We start from the raw sequence: 18,630 nt of genomic DNA, 5'->3' as shown, positions 1-18,630 counted from the left end.
GCGCCTCCACAACGTCCACATCGGACGGTGTCAGGCGCGCGTTGGCCAGCGCCTGCGTGATCACGCGCTGCTGGGCGGGCCCGTTCGGCGCGGTCAGGCCATTGGAGGCGCCGTCCTGGTTCACCGCGCTCCCCCGGACGACCGCGAGGACGGGGTGCCCGTTGCGCTCGGCGTCGGACAAGCGCTCCAGGAGCACCATCGCGGCCCCCTCGCTGAAGGCGGCTCCGTCTGCGGCGGCGGCGAACGGCTTGCACCGGCCGTCCGGCGCGAGGCCGCGCTGGCGGCTGTACTGCACGAAGAGGTTCGGGGTGGACAGCACCGACACACCACCGGCGAGCGCGAGCGTGCTGTCCCCCTGACGCAGCGACTGGCACGCCAAGTGCAGCGCCACCAGCGACGACGAGCACGCGGTGTCCACCGTGACCGCAGGCCCTTCCAGCCCCAGCGTGTAGGCGACTCGACCCGACGCAACGCTTCCCGCGCTGCCGTTGCCGACGTAGCCCTCCAGCTCGCTGGGAATGGTGCGCAGCCGTCCGCCGTACTCGGCGTACATCACGCCCGCGAAAACCCCGGTCCTCGTGCCGCGCACCGATGTGGGATCGATGCCCGCTCGCTCCAAGACCTCCCACGAGGTCTCCAGCAGCAGCCGTTGCTGCGGGTCCATCGACAGCGCTTCGCGGGGTGAGATCCCGAAGAAATCGGCGTCGAACTCGGCGGCGTCGTAGAGGAAACCGGCCTCGCGGACGTAGCTCTTGCCGATCGCCTCCGGGTCGGAGTCGAACAGCCTCGCCAGGTCCCAACCCCGGTCTGCGGGGAAGGGGCCGGCCGCGTCGCCGCCGTCCTGGATGAAATCCCACAGCTGCTCGGGGGAGGCCAGACCACCGGGGAACCGGCAGGCCATGCCCACGATCGCGATGGGCTCCGACACGGGTGAGACCCTTGCGGGAGCTTGGGTTCGTCGAGGTGAACCCAGCGCCTCGGTGCGGAGGTGGGCGGCGAGCGCGGCCGGTGTCGGGTGGTCGAAGACCAGGGTCGCCGGAAGCCGGAGCCCGGTCGCGGTGGCGAGGCGGTTGCGCAGCTCGACCGAGGTCAACGAGTCGAAGCCGACGTCGCGGAACGCCCGCGTGGCCTCGATCTCCGCCCGCCCGAGCACAGCAGCCGCCTGAGCACGCACCAGCTCCAGCAGCACGCGGTCGCGTTCGGACTCCGACAACGCGGCAAGATCCCCCGCCCACGTCGTCGGCCGCGCACGAACGACGGAGCGCAACAGCGGCGGAACCGCGCCGCTCAGCCCGGTGGTGTCCAAGCGCACCGGAGCAAGCACGGCCTTGTCGGTGGCGCACGCCGCGTCGAAGAGCGCGAGGCCCTGCTCGACGGACAGCGGCAGAACTCCACCACGGGCCATCCGCGCGAGGTCGGCCGCGCTCAGCTCTCCGGCCATGTCGCCGGTCGACTCCCACAGCCCCCACGCGAGCGACTGCGCCGGAAGCCCTTGCGCACGGCGGAACTCGGCGAGCGCGTCCAGGAATCCGTTGGCGGCAGCGTAGTTCCCCTGGCCCGGCGAACCGAGGACACCAGCGGCAGAGGAGAACAGCACGAACGCGGAGACGTCCGCGCTCAGCTCGTGCAGGTTCCACGCACCATCTACTTTGGACGCAAGGACGGAGTCGACCTGCTCGTCGGTCAACGTCTCGATCACGCCGTCATCAAGCACGCCGGCCGCGTGGATCACCGCCGTGATGTCGTGTTCGGCGAACACCGTAGCCAACGCTTCGCGATCGGTCACATCACAGGCGACGACGGTGACCTCCGCATCCAGCTCCGCGTCGACCACACCCCTGCGCCCCAACAGAACCAGACGCCGCACGCCATGCTCAGCGACGAGGTGCCGCGCGATCAAACCACCGAGCAAGCCCGTCGCACCGGTGATCAGCACCGTCCCGCCGAAGCTTGGCGCACCGGCGGGCTTGGGCACGCGCGCGAACCGGGGCACGAAGAACTCGCCGTCGCGCACGGCGATCTGCGGTTCCCCGGTCGCGAGCGCCGCTGGCACCAGCTCGGGGGAATCGCACTCCACCAGCACGAACTGCCCCGGGTGCTCACTCTGTGCGGCACGCACGAGACCCCACACCGCGCTGGCCACCAAGCCCAGGTCGGGTGTGACCACGGCCAGTCGGGAGGACGTGGTCAGCGACTCCTGGAGCAGCGCCAAGACGTGCTTCACCGCAGCGTGGGTGCCTTCGACCGGGTCACCGCTGGTGTCGACGTGCACGACAGCGATGTCGTCAGGCACGCTCGCCGTGGGCGCCGGGATCGGCGTCCAGTCCACCGCGTACAGCCAGTCTGCCGCGCCGCGAGCCGTGCTGAGCTGCTTCGCCGCGACCGGCCTGCTCGTGAGGCGGTCGACCGAAGCCACCACATCGCCCTGCTCGTCGGCGATGAGCACCGAACCACCGGGCGTCAGGCGCACGCGCAACGCGGTCGCCTTCGTCGGGGTGATCGAAACGCCCTCCCACGAGAACGGCAACCGCACCTCATCGAGGTCCCCGAGCAGCGCGCTGGGGTGCAGCGCGGCATCGAAGAGCGCGGGGTGCAACGAGAATCCGCGCGGGTCGATGCCCTCAGGCAGGACGACCTCGGCGTAGACCTCGGTACCAAGCCGCCAGGCAGCCCGTACGCATTGGAACTGCGGCCCGTAGCCGTAACCGACGTCGGCGAAGCGTTGGTAGAGCGCCGCGACGTCGACCGGCTCCGCTCGCTCCGGCGGCCAGTCCACCGTGGCCATCCGAAGTGGACGATCGGCGGTGAGCGCCCCCTCGGCGTGGCGGACCCACTCGTCCTCGCCGTCGAGGTTGGAGGAGATCAGCACCCCGCCGTCCTCGCCGACGCGGACCTGGACGCGCACGCCACCCGTCTCCGGCAGCACGAGCGGTGTGTGCAGGGTCAGCTCCGCCAGATGTCCGCGCCCGACGTGCCGCCCCGCCGTGACAGCGAGTTCCACCAACGCGGTTCCGGGAACGAGCACCGTGCCCAGCGCGCTGTGGTCGGCGAGCCAGCTCTGCGACTCCAAGGCGATCCGCCCGGTGAGCACGCATCCGTCACCGGCGAGGTCGAGCGCCGCACCGAGCAGCGGGTGATCCACCGCGCCGAGCCCGACAGCAGTAACGTCACCGGCCGCAGTAGCGCCGTCGAGCCAGAAGCGCTTGTGCTGGAACGGATAGGTCGGCAGGTCGACCCGCGTGCCACCGTCGAACACGTCGTTCCAGACCACCGGGACGCCGTGGGTGAACGCCTCGGCCAGCGAGAGGAGCATGCGGACCTGGCCGCCCTCGCCGCGCCGCAACGTGCCGACGACCGCGACGTCGTGCCCCTGCTCCTCGGCAGTGGCTTGGAGCGCCGTGCTGAGCACAGGATGCGGGCTGATCTCGACGAAGGTGCGATGCCCCTCGGCGAGCAGCGTGCTGATGGCACCATGGAAGTCAACCGGGCGGCGCGCGTTGGCGAACCAGTACTCGGCGTCCAACTCGGCGCCGTCGATGATCGACGCCGATCCGGTCGAGCAGAACGGCACGCCCCCGGACGTCGGCCGCACCTCAGCGAGCGAGCGCACCAGGCGGTCGTGCAACGGATCGACCTGAGGCCCGTGCGAGGCGACGGTAGTGTCGAGAACCCGCGCGCGCAGCCCGTCCGCCTCGCACGCCGCGACAAAGCCCGCCAAGGGCGCCAACGGCCCCGCCACCGTGACCGCCGTGGGGCCGTTGATCCCGGCGAGCGCCAGGTCCGGCCAGCTCGCCAAGCGCGCCAAGACGTCCTCCTGCGAGGTCGCCACGGAGGCCACGGCGCCGTTGCCCACCAACTCGTCGGCGAACAACTGGCTTCGCAGAACGACAATGCGCGCACCGTCCACAAGGGACAGAGCACCGGCGACGCAGGCCGCGGCGACCTCACCCTGGCTACTGCCGACCACGGCGGCAGGCTGCACGCCGTGCGAACGCCACACCTCGGCGAGCGACACCATCACGGCCCACAACACCGGCTGCAAAACCTCAATGCGGGTGTACGAGCCCTCGCGGAGCACGGCGATCAGATCAATGTCCACAAAGGACTTGATCGCGTCCGCGCACTCGCCCATGCGCGCGGCGAAGACCGGCGAGGACTCCAGAAGCTCGACCGCCATCCCCGCCCACTGCGAACCTTGGCCGGGAAAGACGAACACCACGCGGTCGCTGGCCTCCCGCGCGACGCCCTTCACCACACCCGCAGCGGCAACGCCGTCAGCGAGTGCCGCCAACGACGACCGGAAGCCGTCGCGGTCCTCGGCGACGACCGCCGCGCGGTGCTCCATCGCGTCCCGGGCCGAAGTCAAGGAGAAGGCGACGTCCACAATGTTGTGATCGACTTCGATGAGCTGGCGTGCTTTCGCCTTGAGCGCAGCGTCATCGCGCGCCGAGAGCAGCCACGGAACGAGCCGGTTGCCCACGGGCGTGCGGGGTTCGGCGGCGACCGGGCTCTCTTCCAGGACGACGTGGGCGTTGGTGCCGCTCACGCCGAACGACGACACGGCGGCACGGCGTGGGGCTTCGGTGCGGGGCCACGGGCGGTGCTCGGTGAGCAGCGCGACCTCGCCCGAGGACCAGTCGACGTGAGTCGTCGGCGTGTCGATGTGCAGGCTCTTCGGCAGCAGGTCGTGCCGCATCGCCTCGACCATCTTGATCACGCCCGCGATGCCCGCGGCGGCCTGCGTGTGCCCGATGTTGGATTTCACAGAGCCCAGCCACAACGGCCCGCGTTTGATGCTCGACCCCGCAAGCGGGTCTTCGGCGCGCCCCTGGCCGTAGGTGGCGAGCAGGGCTTCGGCCTCGATCGGGTCGCCGAGGCGCGTTCCTGTGCCGTGCGCTTCGACAACGTCCACTTCGGACGGTCGAAGGCCCGCGCTCGCCAGCGCCTGCCGGATCACGCGCTCCTGGGACGGCCCGTTCGGCGCGGTCAGCCCGTTGGACGCGCCGTCCTGGTTCACCGCGCTCCCCCGGACGACCGCGAGGACGGGGTAGCCGTTGCGCTCGGCCTCCGACAGCGTCGCGGTCACCAGCACCGCCACGCCCTCGGCCCACCCGGCGCCGTCGGCCGACTCGGCGAAGGCCTTGGAGCGGCCGTCCGGGGACAGCGCGCCCTGACGGCTCAGCTCGATGAACACGTCCGGGACCGACATGACGGTGACTCCACCGACCACCGCCAGCGAGCACTCCCGCGCGCGAAGTGCTTGCGCGGCAAGGTGGAGCGCGACCAGCGACGACGAGCACGCGGTGTCCACGGTGAGCGTCGGGCCTTCGAGCCCGAGCAGGTAGGAGACCCGCCCGGACAACACGCTGGCCGCGCTGCCGAGCCCGAGGTAGCCCTCCAGCTCGGCAGGCCCGGACAGGCGGCTGTAGTCCTGTCCGTTGGAGCCGACGAACACGCCGACCCGCTCGCCGCGCAGGCTGCCAGGGGCGATCCCGGCGCGCTCGATCGCCTCCCACGTGGTCTCCAGCAGCAGTCGCTGCTGCGGGTCCATCGCGACGGCTTCGCGGGGCGAGATGCCGAAGAAGTCCGCGTCGAACCCGGCCAGGTCCTCGAAGAACCCGCCGTGGCGGACGTAGGTCCGGCCCAGCGCCTCCGGATCGGGGTCGTAGTGGGAGTCCAGGCTCCAGCCGCGACCGGCCGGGGTCTCCGACAGCACCTCGCCCCCGGCGGTGACCAGGCGCCACAGCCCGTCCGGGTCGTCGATCCCGCCGGGGAAGCGGCACGCCATGCCGACGATCGCGATCGGCTCGCGCCACTCGTCCAGCCGCTGCCGCGCCTCGCGCAGGTCGGCGGTGACGCGCTTGAGGTAGTCGAAGAGCTTGTCCTCGTTGGACATCGGCCGCGTCACGCCCTTCCGAACTCGTCGTCGATGAGTGCGAACAGCTCCTCGTGGCTGACCTCGCCGATCGCGCCGGTCTCGCCGGAGGGGGCGGGCTCCACGCGTCGCAGCAGTTCGCGCAGCCGGTTCGCGATCCGCTCGCGCTCCTCGGGCTCGCCGGGTGGTTCGGCCAGCGCCGCTTCGAGCCGGTCCAGCTCCACGCCCGGGTCGGGTGCCGCGCCGCGCAGCCGCGAGCGCAGGAACGCGGCGAGCGCCTCGGCGGTGGGGTGGTTGTAGACCAACGTCGCGGGCAGCTTGACCCCGGTTTCGGCGCCGAGCCGGTTGCGCAGCTCCAACGCCGTCATCGAGTCGACCCCGAGGTCGCTGAACGCCCGCCCCGGCCCGACGTCCTCGGCCTTCGCGTAGCCCAGCACCGCGGCCACCACCGTGCGCACGGCTTGCAGCACGGCAGCGGCCTGATCGGCTTCGCTCAGCCCGGCGATGCGCTCCGCCAACCGCACGTCGGCCTGCTTCTCGGTCCGTGTGACGAGGCCGCCGATCAACGGGCAGTGCGCCTCGGCCGGGAGGCCGTCCCAGTCGACCGCGGCGACCAGCATGTAAGGATCGCCCACAGTGGACAGTGCGCGGACCGCGAGCTCCGGGTCCATCGCCGCCATGCCGTGTCGACCGACCGCGTCCACCACCGCGTCCCGGTCCGCGAGGCCGCCCCCGGCCCACGCTCCCCAGGCGATCGACGTCGCGGGCAGGCCGAGCGCCGCGCGGTGCTGGGCGAGCGCGTCGAGGAAGGCGTTGCCGGGGGCGTAGTTGCCCTGCCCGGCGAGGCCGAGGGTGCCCGCCATGGAGGAGAACAGCACGAACGCGTCGAGGTCGAGGTCGAGGTCCACCGTCAGCTCGTGCAGGTGCACGGCCGCGAGCGCCTTGACCGCCAGCACCTGCTGAATCCGTTGCGGTGTCAGGGAGTCCAGGGTTCCGTCGTCGAGCGCGGCGGCCGTGTGCACGACGGCGTTCGGCCGGTGCTCGTCGATGATCCGCTTCAGCTCCGCGCGGTCGGTCACGTCACAGGCGAGGACGGTGACCGGGATGTCCAGCTGCCGCACCAGTTCCGCCGCGCCCGGTGCCGCAGGACCACTTCGGCTGAGCAGAACCAGGTGCTCGGCGCCGTTGTCCGCCAGCCAGCGCGCGGTGTGCGCGCCGAGTGCTCCGGTGCCGCCGGTGATCAGCACGGTGCCGCGCGGGCTCCACGTCTGGCCGCTCTGCGCCCCCGCGACGAGGCGCCGCGCGTGCACGCCGGTCTCCCGGATCGCCAGCTGGTCCTCGTCGTGGCCGAGGACATCCGCGAGCGCGTCCACCGCGCCGGGGCCGAGGTCGACGATGCCGCCCCACCGCTCCGGTCGTTCCTGGGCCACGACTCGGGCCAGCCCCCACAGCAGTCCCTGCTCGTAGCCGTGCACGCGGTCGCCTTCGGCCACGGCAACGGCATCGCGGGTCACGAACCACACCGGCGCGTCGACACCCAGCTCATCCAGCCGCTGGAGCAACGACACCGTCTCGGTGAACCCGACGCACGAGACCACGCCGGTGACGGCCGGTCCAGCGTGCTCCAGGTCGACGACGTCCGCGCCGCGCGAGGTCAGCGCCGCTGCGAGTTCCCCCGTATCCGCCACCACGAGCCAGGTTCCGCTCAGCTCCGCAGGTTCCACGGTCACCGGCGTCCAGGCAATGTGGTGCCGCCAGCTGTCCACAGTGGACTCGGCCTGGCCGCGCTCGTGCCAGCTCGCCAGGGCGGGCAGCAACTCCTCCAGCGTCGCGCCGGGCTGGACGTCCAAGGCTCCCGCGAAAGCACCGGGGTCCTGGCGGCTGACGATGTCCCAGAACGCGGTGTCCCCGGCGGCGGGCGCCGCGAGTTCCTGCCAGTAACGCTGGTGCTGGAAGGCGTAGGTCGGCAGGTCCACAGCCTTCGCTCCGGGGAACACGCCCCGCCAGTCGATCTGGACACCACGCACGTGCACCTGCCCGAGGGCGGTGAGCAACGTGCGCTGTTCGTCGCGGTCGCGGCGTTGTGCGGCGATGAACTCCGCGTCCTCAACGCATTCCGCGCCCGTCGCGGTCAGCACCGCGTCGGGTCCCAACTCCAGGAACGTCCGCACGCCGTCCACGCGCGCCATCCGCACCGCGTCGAGGAACTGCACGGGTTCGCGAACCTGGCGCACCCAGTACTCCGGGTCAGTGACATCTCCGGGCATCGCGATCTCGGGCTTGTTCATCGTCAGCCCGCGCACCACCTCGCGGAACTCGTCCAACATCCCGTCCATGTGGTGCGAGTGGAACGCATGACTCACCCGAAGCTTCTTGTGCTTCCACCGCTGCGCGAACTCCTCCACAACCGCATCACCAGACAACACCGTCGACGTCGGCGAATTCACCGCCGCAACGCACACGCCTTCCGGCAAGTCCCCTAGCTCCTCCACGCTGGCCTGCACCGCGACCATCACGCCACCAGCGGGCATCGCCTGCATCAACCGCGACCGCGCCTCCACCAAGACGCACGCATCGTCCAGCGACAACACACCCGCAACATGCGCCGCCGCAACCTCACCAATCGAATGCCCAGCAACAAACTCAGGCCGAACACCCCACGACTCAAACAACCGGAACAACGCCACCTCAAACGCAAACAAAGCACGCTGAGCATTCACCGTCTGGTCGACGTCGTCACCGATCTCCAAGCCCACGGCGCCATACGCAGCAGCGAAAGCCGGATAGACACGCAGGTCGCGCCCCATGCCAACCCGCTGCGAACCCTGACCGGTGAACAAGAACCCGAGCCGCCCGGACACCGGCGACGCCACGTCGAGGCTTCCGCGCAGAGAGCGCACCAGCTCCTCACGATCGCCGACGACAACGGCGCGGTGCTCGAAGGCCGAACGCGTCGTGGCGAGCGAGAACCCAACATCCACCGCGCCGACGCCATGACCGTCCACAAAGGATGCAAGCCGCTCGGCCTGTGCGCGAACCGCCTCGGGCGACCGCCCCGACAGAGCCCACAACGCAACGCCGTCAGCAGGTCGCGAGTCCTCTTCCGGTTGCTCCACCTCGATGATCACGTGGGCGTTGGTCCCGCTCACCCCGAACGCGGACACCCCGGCGCGTCGCGGCCCTTCCCACGGCTGCGCCTCGGTGAGCAAGCGGACGGAGCCCGCCGACCAGTCCACATGAGACGTCGGGAGATCGGCGTGCAAACTGCGGGGAAGAACGCCGTGGTGCATCGCCTGCACCATCTTGATCACACCGGCGACACCCGCGGCGGCCTGCGTGTGGCCGATGTTGGACTTCAGCGAGCCCAGCCACAACGGCGTCTGCCGGTCTTGGCCGTAGGTGGCCAGCAGCGCCTGCGCCTCGATCGGATCGCCGAGGCGCGTACCGGTCCCGTGCGCCTCCACAACGGTCACATCGCGGTGGGACAGCCCCGCGTCCGCGAGCGCTTGGCGGATCACCCGCTGCTGGGCGGGCCCGCTCGGCGCGGTGAGCCCGTTGGAGGCGCCATCGGAGTTGATCGCCGTCCCGCGCACCACCGCGAGCACCCGGTGCCCGTTGCGCTGAGCGTCGGAAAGCCGTTCCACCACGAGCATTCCGATGCCCTCGGCCCAGCCGGTCCCGTCCGCGCCGTCGGAGAACGGCTTGCACCTGCCGTCCGGTGCGAGCCCGCGCTGGCGGCTGAACTCCACGAACCCGCCGGGCGTGGCCATGACCGTGACGCCGCCCGCGAGCGCGAGCGAGCACTCGCCCCGGCGCAGCGACTGCGCGGCGAGGTGCAGTGCGACCAGCGACGACGAGCACGCGACGTCCAGCGACAGCGCGGGGCCTTCGAGCCCGAGGACGTAGGCGACGCGCCCGGACGCCACGCTGGCCGTCGTCCCGGTCAGCAGGAAGCCCTCCGCGCCCTCGGCGGGGTCGTGCAACGAGCTGCCGTAGAACTCGTGGATCACCCCGGCGAACACGCCGGTCCTGCTGCCGCGCAAGGAAAGCGGGTCGATTCCCGCGCGCTCCACGGCCTCCCAGGAGACTTCGAGCAGCAGTCGGTGTTGCGGGTCCATCGCGGTCGCTTCGCGCGGGGAGATCCCGAAGAACCCGGCGTCGAAGTTCGCCGCGTCGTGCAGGAATCCGCCCTCGCGCGTGTAGCTCGTTCCCGGCCGTTGCGAGTCCGGGTCGTAGAGGCGAGCGAGGTCCCAGCCGCGGTCTGCGGGGAAGCGGCTGATCACGTCGCGTTCGGCGGCGACGAGATCCCACAGCTGCTCCGGCGAAGCCACCCCGCCGGGGAAACGACAGGCCATGCCGACGATCACGATCGGGTCGTCCGCGCTCGCGCTCACCACGGGCGCGAATCCGGGCGCGTCGGTCTCCCCGAGCGCGGTGTCGTGCAGGTGCCGCGCCAGCGCGAGCGGGCTCGGGTGGTCGAAGAGCACGGTGGTCGGCAGGCGCAGCCCGCACCGGTCGCTCAACCGATTGCGCAGCTCGACCGCGGTCAGCGAGTCGAAACCCTGGTCGCGGAACGCCTTGCCCGGCGCGAGCTCGTCGGCTCCGTCGTGGCCGAGCACGGCGGAGGCTTCGCGCAGCACCAGCTCCACGACGCTGCCGAGCCGGTCCGCTTCCGCGACGTCGGCCAGCTGAGCCGCCAGCGCGGTGGGCTCTGCCTCTGCCCGCTGCTCCGACCGGAACGTCGTCGACGAAGCGCCGTCGAGCCAGTACCTGCGCCTCTGGAACGCGTAGGTGGGCAGGTCGATCAGCCGCGTCCGGAGGATGTGCCAGTACACCGGCACTCCGCTGACGTGCGCTTCGGCGAGCGCGACGGGGAAACGGTCCGTCGTGTCACGGCGCAGCGTTCCTAGCGCCACCGCGTCCACCTGCGCTGCCTCCGCGCACTCCTGAACGCCGATGGTGAGCACCGGATGCGGGCTGACCTCGATGAAGACGCCGTGTCCCTGGCCGAGCAGATCCCGCACCGCGTGCTCGAAGCGCACGGGTGTGCGGAGGTTGCGGTACCAGTACTCCGCGTCCAGCGTCGTCGGACCATCCACTGTAGACACGAACGGAACAGTTGCAACAAGAGGCGCAACTGGTGCGAGCACCTCAAGCAGGTGGGACCGGATCTCCTCGACGCGCGCGGTGTGCGACGCGTAGTCCACCGGGATGCGCCGTGCTCGAACATCCTCGGCGGCGCACTCTGCGAGCAGGTCCTCCAGGGCCGCAGGCTCACCGGCGACCACGGTCGATCGCGGGCCGTTCACCGCAGCGATCGACAGCCCTGCCCGCAACCGCTCTTCCACCTCGGCAGCGGGAAGCGCGACGGACACCATGCCGCCGCGCCCGGCGAGCGCGATCAACGCCTTGCTGCGCAGAGCAACTACCCTCGCACCGTCCACAAGGGACAGAGCGCCCGCGACGCAGGCCGCCGCGATCTCGCCCTGACTGTGGCCGACGACCGCAGCGGGCTCAACGCCGTGCGAGCGCCAGAGCGCGGCGAGTGACACCATGACCGCCCACAGCACCGGCTGCACCACGTCAACGCGCTCGTAGTCGCCCCGGCGGACGACGTCGAGCAGCTTCCAGTCGACGAAGGACTCCAACGCCGCCGCGCACTGCGCCATGCGCTCGGCGAAGACCGGCGAAGACTCCAGCAGGTCAACGGCCATGCCCACCCACTGCGAGCCCTGGCCGGGGAAGACGAAGACCGGGCGGTCCGCCCCCTCCACCACCGCGCCGCGAACCGCGCTCTCCAGTCCCGCGCGGTGATCGAGCACCACCGCGCGATGGCTCAGCGCGGCGCGGTGGTTGGCCAAGGTCCACGCGACCTCGCCGACCCGCACGCCCGGGTTCGAGTCCACAAAGGACAGAAGCCGCGCTGCGACGTCCTCCAGCGCCCTCGCGGACGTCGCCGACAGCAGCCACGGCGCGCCGTCATCGCCGGTGCCCGGTTCCAGAGCAGGATCGCCGGGACTGAGGACCACGTGGGCGTTCGTACCGCTCATACCGAACGCGGACACACCGGCCGCACGAGGCTCCGGCCACGGCTGCGCCTCGGTGAGCAGGCGCACCGACCCCGCGGACCAGTCCACATCCGGGGTCGGCTCGTCCACGTGCAGGGTCCTGGGCAGCACACCGTGCCGCATCGCCAGCACCATCTTGATCACACCGCCGACGCCCGCTGCCGCCTGGGTGTGCCCGAGGTTGGATTTCAACGACCCCAACCACAACGGAGCCTCGCGGTCCTGGCCATAGGTCGCCAGAATCGCCTGCGCCTCAATGGGATCACCCAACGTCGTGCCGGTACCGTGCGCCTCCACAACGTCCACATCGGACGGTCGCATCCGCGCGTTGGCCAGCGCCTGGGCGATCACGCGCCGCTGCGCGGGCCCGCTCGGCGCGGTCAGCCCGTTCGACGCGCCATCGGAGTTGATCGCCGATCCGCGCAGCACCGCCAGCACCTGGTGGCCGTTGCGCCGAGCGTCGGACAGCTTCTCCAGCAGCACGACGCCGACGCCCTCGGCCCAGCCGGTCCCGTCAGCGGCGGCGGCGAAGGCCTTGCAGCGGCCGTCGAGCGCGAGCCCTCGCTGGCGGCTGAACTCCTGGAACGTGCTCGGGGTCGCCATGATCGTCGCGCCACCCGCCAGCGCGAGCGAGCTTTCGCCCTGCCGCAGCGACTGCGCCGCGAGGTGCACGGCGACCAAGGACGACGAGCACGCGGTGTCCACGGTGACGGCGGGCCCGGCAAGGCCGAGCGCGTACGCGACGCGGCCGGAGGCGATGCTGCTGGCTCCCCCGGACATCAGGTAGCCCTCGATCTCTTCCGGTACCACGTCCAGCCGCGAGAGGTAGTCGTTGCCGTACATGCCGGTGAACACGCCGACTCGGTCGCCGTGCACAAGCCCCGGGTCGATGCCCGCGCGCTCGAACGCCTCCCACGAGCTCTCCAGCAGCAAGCGCTGCTGCGGGTCCATGGCCAGGGCTTCTCGCGGTGAGATGCCGAAGAACGCGGCGTCGAAGTCCGCCGCACCGCCGAGGAAACCGCCGAGCCCGGTCATGCTGGTGCCCGGCCTCCTCCCGTCCGGGTCGATCAGCGACTCCAGGTCCCAGCCGCGGTCGGTGGGGAACTCGCCCAGCACTTCGCCGCCGTTGACGAGCAGGTCCCACAGCTGTTCCGGCGAGTCGATCCCCCCGGGGAACCGGCAGGCCATGCCGATGATCGCGATCGGCTCGGCGTCGGCGACCTCGGCCGCCACGTGCTCGGGCGCCGTCCGCGCCCCGGACAGCTCGGCGAACAGCAGCTCCGCGACCCGCGCGCAGTTCGGGTGGTCAAAGGCGAGCGTCCTCGGCAGTGCGAGGCCGGTCGCGGCGACGAGCCGGGACCGCAGCTCCCCAGCTGTCAGCGAGTCGAACCCGAGGTCCCGGAACGCCGTCGTCGCGTCGACCCGGTGCGCGCCGGTGTGGCCCAGCACGTGGGCGGCCTCCGCGCGCACGAACGCCACCAGGGCCGGAAGACTCGTCGCAGCAGCGATCTTCCGCGTGCCCGCCCCCTCGTCGACGAACGCTGACACCAGAGGGCGCGACCGCGCCGACGTGTACCCCGCGGTAAAGCGCGGCCAGTCCAGATCGGCCAACACGATCGACGCCTCGTCAGCGCCGAGGGCCCGGCTGAGCGCCGTGATCGCGACCTCGGGGTCCATCGCCCGGAAACCGGAACGGTCGAGCAGGCGCCGGGTTTCCTCGTTGGCGGAGGCCATTCCGCCGCCACCCCACGCACCCCAGGCCACCGCGGTCGCGGTCCTGCCCTGAGCGCGCCGTCGAGCCGCCAATGCCTCCAGCGCCGCGTTGGCCGCCGCGTAGGCGCCCTGACCACCGCCGCCCCAGATCCCGGCCACCGAGGAGAACAGCACGAAGGCGTCGAGTTCCTGGTCGCCGAGCAGGTCGTCGAGGTGGAGCGCGCCCGCGACCTTGCCCGCGATAACCTGCTCGAACTCCTCGTCGGTGGTCTGCGCGAGCGGACGCAACACACTGGTGCCCGCAGCGTGGAACACCGCTCGCACAGGCTCGTCGAGGCCCGCGAGCAGGCGCTCGACATCCGCGCGCACGGACACGTCACAGGCCGCGATCGTCACGCGCGCACCGAGTTCCGCGCGGAACTCCATCGCACCCGGAGCGTCCTCGCCACGTCGACTGGTCAGCACCACGTGATCGGCGCCGTTGCGGACGAGCCACCGAGCGAGGTGCTTGCCGATCGCGCCGGTGCCGCCCGTGACGAGCACGGTTCCCCGGGGCCGCCATCCCCTGCCCTGAGGAGCCGGGGCGCGCACGATCCGCCGCACCAAGGCTTGACCGTCGCGCACGGCGAACTGGTCCTCATCTCCCGCAGCCGCCAGGACTCGGGCCAGGGTGGCGCTGTCCGGCTCCTCGACGTCGATCAGGCCGCCGAACCACTCCGGGTGCTCCAGTCCGGTGACCAGGCCGAGGCCCCAGACCTGGGCCTGGTCGACGTCGGCCGCCGCGCCCTTGGTGGCGAACCACAAACGGCCCTTGAAGTCCACTTCGGACAGTGCTCGTACGAGCCTGAGCGACGCCTTCGCGGGCAGCATCGAGATCACGCCGGTCGCGTTCTCCGGCAGCTGGAAGGACTCGTTGTCGATGATGACCCAGCCGTCGCCCAGCGCGGCGTTCTCCGGCAGTGCCAACGGCTGCCACTCGACCCGGTACCGCCAGGCGTCCCCCGTCGCGGTCGCGCCCAGCCAGTACCTCTGGTGCTGGAACGCATAGGTGGGCAGATCGACGACCTCAGCTCCCGGGCAGAGCGCGGCCCAGTCCAGCTCGACACCGGCCAGGGCGAGCCGTGCCACGGCCGTTTCGAGGTCGGCGGCGTGCTCACGGCGCAGTGTCGGCACGAACACCACGTCATCCGCGCACTCGCGACCCATCGCGGTGAGCACGGCATCGGGTCCCAGTTCGACCAGCGTCCGGACGCCTTCGGAACGCAGTTCCAATACGGTGTCGAGGAACAGCACGGGCTCGCGAACCTGGCGCACCCAGTACTCCGGATCGGTGACCTCGCCCAACACGCCGATCTCCGGCTGGTGGAAGCTCAGCCCGCGCACCACCTCGCGGAACTCCTCCAACATCCCGTCCATGTGATGGGAGTGGAAGGCATGACTCACGCGAAGCTTCTTGTGCTTCCAGCGCGCCGCGAACTCCTCCACCACCGCGTTACCGGACAGCACCACCGACGTCGGCGAGTTCACCGCCGCAACGCACACCCCCGAAGGCAGCTCGCCCAGTTCCTCAACGCTGGCCTGCACCGCGACCATCACGCCGTCGGTGGGCATCGCCTGCATCAACCGCGACCGCGCCTCCACCAACGCGCACGCGTCTTCCAACGACAGCACACCAGCGACGTGCGCGGCGGCGACCTCACCAATCGAATGTCCAGCAACGAAATCCGGGCGCACACCCCACGACTCGAACAGCCGGAACAACGCCACCTCGAACGCGAAGAGCGCCCGCTGCGCGTTCACGGTCTGATCGAGGTCGTCACCGATGTCCAGGCGCACCGCGTCGTAGGCCGAGGCGAACACCGGATACGTCTCGTACAGCTCGTGGTGCATGCCGCGCCACTGGGCCCCCTGCCCGGTGAACACGATCGCCAGCCGCCCCGGCGAAGCTTCGGCCCGGATGACGCGGGGATCGTCACGCCCTTCGGCCAGCGCGACCAAGGCGTCCCTGCCGATGACCGCCGCGCGGTGCGGCAGCAGAGCCCGGGAGACCGCGAGCGAGTAGCCAACGGACACCGTATTGTCCACAAAGGACAGCAGCTGGCGAGCTTGGGCGCGCAGAGCCACCTCACCGCGAGCGGAGATCAGCCAGGGAACGACCCGCTCGGCGGGCTCGGCGGGCTCGTGCGGCGGCCCGGCTTCCAGGATGACGTGCGCGTTGGTGCCGCTGATCCCGAACGACGAGACAGCGGCGCGGCGCGGCCCTTCCCACGGGACGGCTTCGGTGAGCAGCCGCACCGATCCGGCCGACCAGTCCACATGGGACGACGGGCGCTCCGCGTGCAGCGTCCGGGGCAACACCCCGTGCCGCATGGCCATCACCATCTTGATCACACCTGCCGCACCGGCGGCGGCCTGCGTGTGACCGATGTTGGACTTGAGCGACCCCAGGTGCAGCGGCGCCGTCCGGTCCTGGCCGTACGTGGCCAGAATCGATTGCGCCTCAATGGGATCACCCAACGCGGTCCCGGTGCCGTGCGCTTCGACAACGTCCACATCGGACGGTTCGAGGCCTGCGGCGGCGAGGCACGTGCGGATCAGTCGCCGCTGGGCGGGACCGCTCGGCGCGGTGAACCCGTTGGACGCGCCGTCCTGGTTGACCGCGCTGCTCCGGATGACCGCGAGCACACGCCGTCCGTCACGCACGGCGTCGGAGAGCCGCTGCACCGCGAGGACCGCGACGCCCTCCGCCCACGCGGTCCCGTCGGCGGAGTCGGAGAACGCCTTGCAGCGGCCGTCCGGCGCCAAACCCCCTTGCCGCGCGAACTCGGTGAACAGGCCGGGGCCTGCCATCACGCTCACGCCCCCGGCGAGCGCGAGCGAGCACTCGCCCTGACGCAGTGATTGCGCGGCCATGTGCAATGCGGTCAGCGACGACGAGCACGCGGTGTCGACGGTGAGCGCGGGCCCGGTCACGCCGAGGTGGTGGGCGACGCGGCCGGAGGCGACCGAGGGCAAGGCCCCGGTGAGGGCAAGGCCGCTCAGTTCCTCGGGCACCTCGTGCAGCTTCGGCAGGTAGTCCTGGCCGAAGGTCCCCACGAACACGCCGACGTCCGTGCCCCGGACGGCGGTCGGGGCGATCCCCGCGCGCTCAAGGGCTTCCCACGAGGTCTCCAGCAGCAGGCGCTGCTGCGGGTCCATCGCGACGGCTTCGCGAGGTGAGATCCCGAAGAACTCGGCGTCGAAATCCCCTGCGCCGTCGAGGAAACCGCCCTCGGCGGTGGGGCAGGCCGCGCGCAGGGCGTCCAGGTCCCACCCCCGGTCGACCGGGAACCCGGTGATCGCGTCGCGACCGTCGCGCACCAGCTCCCACAGCTGCTCGGGGCTGGTGACGCCGCCGGGCAGGCGGCAGGCCATGCCCACGATTGCGATCGGCTCGTCAACGGCCCCGGCACGAGGCGCGTCGACAGGCTCGTCAACGCCGCGCAGGTGGTCGGCGAGCGCCGCCGGGGTCGGGTGGTCGAACACCACCGTCGCGGGCAGGTGCCGTCCGGTCGCCGAGCTGAGCAGCGCGGCGAGCTCCACGCCCAGCGCCGAGCCGACGCCCAGCTCGGCGAAGGTCAGCTCCGGGCGCACGCTCTCCCCGGTCAGCGCCGCGACCTGCTCGCACACCAGCTCCAGCGGGTCCACGCCCGCGTTCACCGCCAGCTCCTGCGGCGCATCGGCGGGCAGCTCCACCCGCTGCGCGCCAGTGCCCTCGAAAGCCTTCTCCCAGTCCACGCGGGCTCCACGCACGTACAGCTCGCCGAGCACGGCAAGGACTTTGGCCAGTCCGGCATCGTCACGGCGGACGGTGGCGGTGACGGTGGCGTCCGGGACCGTGAGGCCGAGCGGCATGGTCAGCACCGGGTGCGGGCCGACCTCGACGAAGTACCGGTGCCCGGACGCCTCCGCCGCGCGGACCGCCGGCACCAGTGACAGCGGCGAGGTCATCACCCGCCAGCAATGAAGATCGTCCACAGTGGACGGATTGACGAGCCCGCCGGTGCTCGCCGAGAAGTACGGCAACGACGGCGGCGCGGTGGGCACCGAGGAGAACCGGCCTTCGGCGCGCTCGGCGAGCGGGCTGTGCACCGGCATGTCGATCGGCAGCAGCCGCGCGCGCACGCCCGGCTCGGCCAGCAGCTCCTCCAGCGCGGCGCGCTCGCCGGAGACCAGCGCGGAGCCGGGGTCGTTGGCCCCGGCCAGCCACAACCGCCCGTGCCACCGGCGCATCCGCTCGGCGAGCCGATCCGGCTCCTCCCACACCACGGCGAGGCCACCGCGCCCAACGAGGGTCGCCGCCTGGCTACGGCTCCAGAGCACGGAAAGCTTCGCCGCGTCCGCGAGGCTGTAGGCACCGGCGACGTGCGCGGCGACCACGTCACCGAGGCTGTGCCCCAGTACGGCGTCGGGCCGCACGCCGAAGGACTCCCAGAGCCGGGTCAGCGCGACCGCGATCGCGAAGAGCACCGGCTCGACCACGTCGATCCGGTCGATCCACTCGGTGTTCTCAGCGCGCAGGACCTCCAGCAGCGACCATCCGGTCTCGGGGTCCAGCACGGCGGCGCACTCCCGCATGTGCTCGGCGAAGACCGGGGAGGAGTCCAGCAGCTCCAGCGCCATGCCCGCCCACTGCGCCCCCAGGCCGGGGTAGACGAACACGACTCCGCCGGGCGCACCGGCCCGCCCTCGGATCACCCTCGGAGCGGGGCGGCCCTCGGCGAGCGCGCTCAGCCCGTGCAGTGCGGCGTCCCGGTCCTCAGCGATGACCGCGGCCCGGTACGGCTCCGGAGCCGCGCCGGTGGCCAACGAGTGGGCGAGGTCGGCCAGCCGCGTCCCCGGCCGGTCGAGCAGGTGGTCCCGCAGCCGGGCGGCGCGGGAGCGCAGGTGGTGCTCGGTGGTGCCGGAGAGCACCAGCGGTACAGGCTCGGCCAC

At 71.5% G+C, this 18,630-nt stretch carries 2 protein-coding genes (1 of these 2 only partly in view); both read right to left on the bottom strand.

Features of this window, described 5'->3' with window-relative positions; translation table 11 throughout:
• On the bottom strand, positions 1–5,908 hold the 5' portion of the coding sequence (locus tag CCN37_RS13380; RefSeq protein WP_371504113.1) for an SDR family NAD(P)-dependent oxidoreductase. Its footprint begins 4,160 nt before the window's first position; only the first 5,908 of its 10,068 coding nucleotides appear in the window; its start codon is at positions 5,906–5,908; its stop codon lies off the left edge, out of view.
• Positions 5,905–18,630 carry a type I polyketide synthase gene (locus CCN37_RS13375; protein ID WP_168200655.1) on the bottom strand — a complete coding sequence of 4,242 codons (12,726 nt, stop codon included), beginning with the start codon at positions 18,628–18,630 and terminating at the stop codon, positions 5,905–5,907. The genes CCN37_RS13380 and CCN37_RS13375 overlap by 4 nt, the downstream gene beginning before the upstream one ends.

Origin of the sequence: Allokutzneria sp. NRRL B-24872 (genome assembly GCF_002155965.1) — a bacterium.
Lineage (GTDB): Bacteria > Actinomycetota > Actinomycetes > Mycobacteriales > Pseudonocardiaceae > Allokutzneria.
Note: the sequence above shows the minus strand (reverse complement) of the source record. Positions and strands in the feature narration are given on the sequence as shown.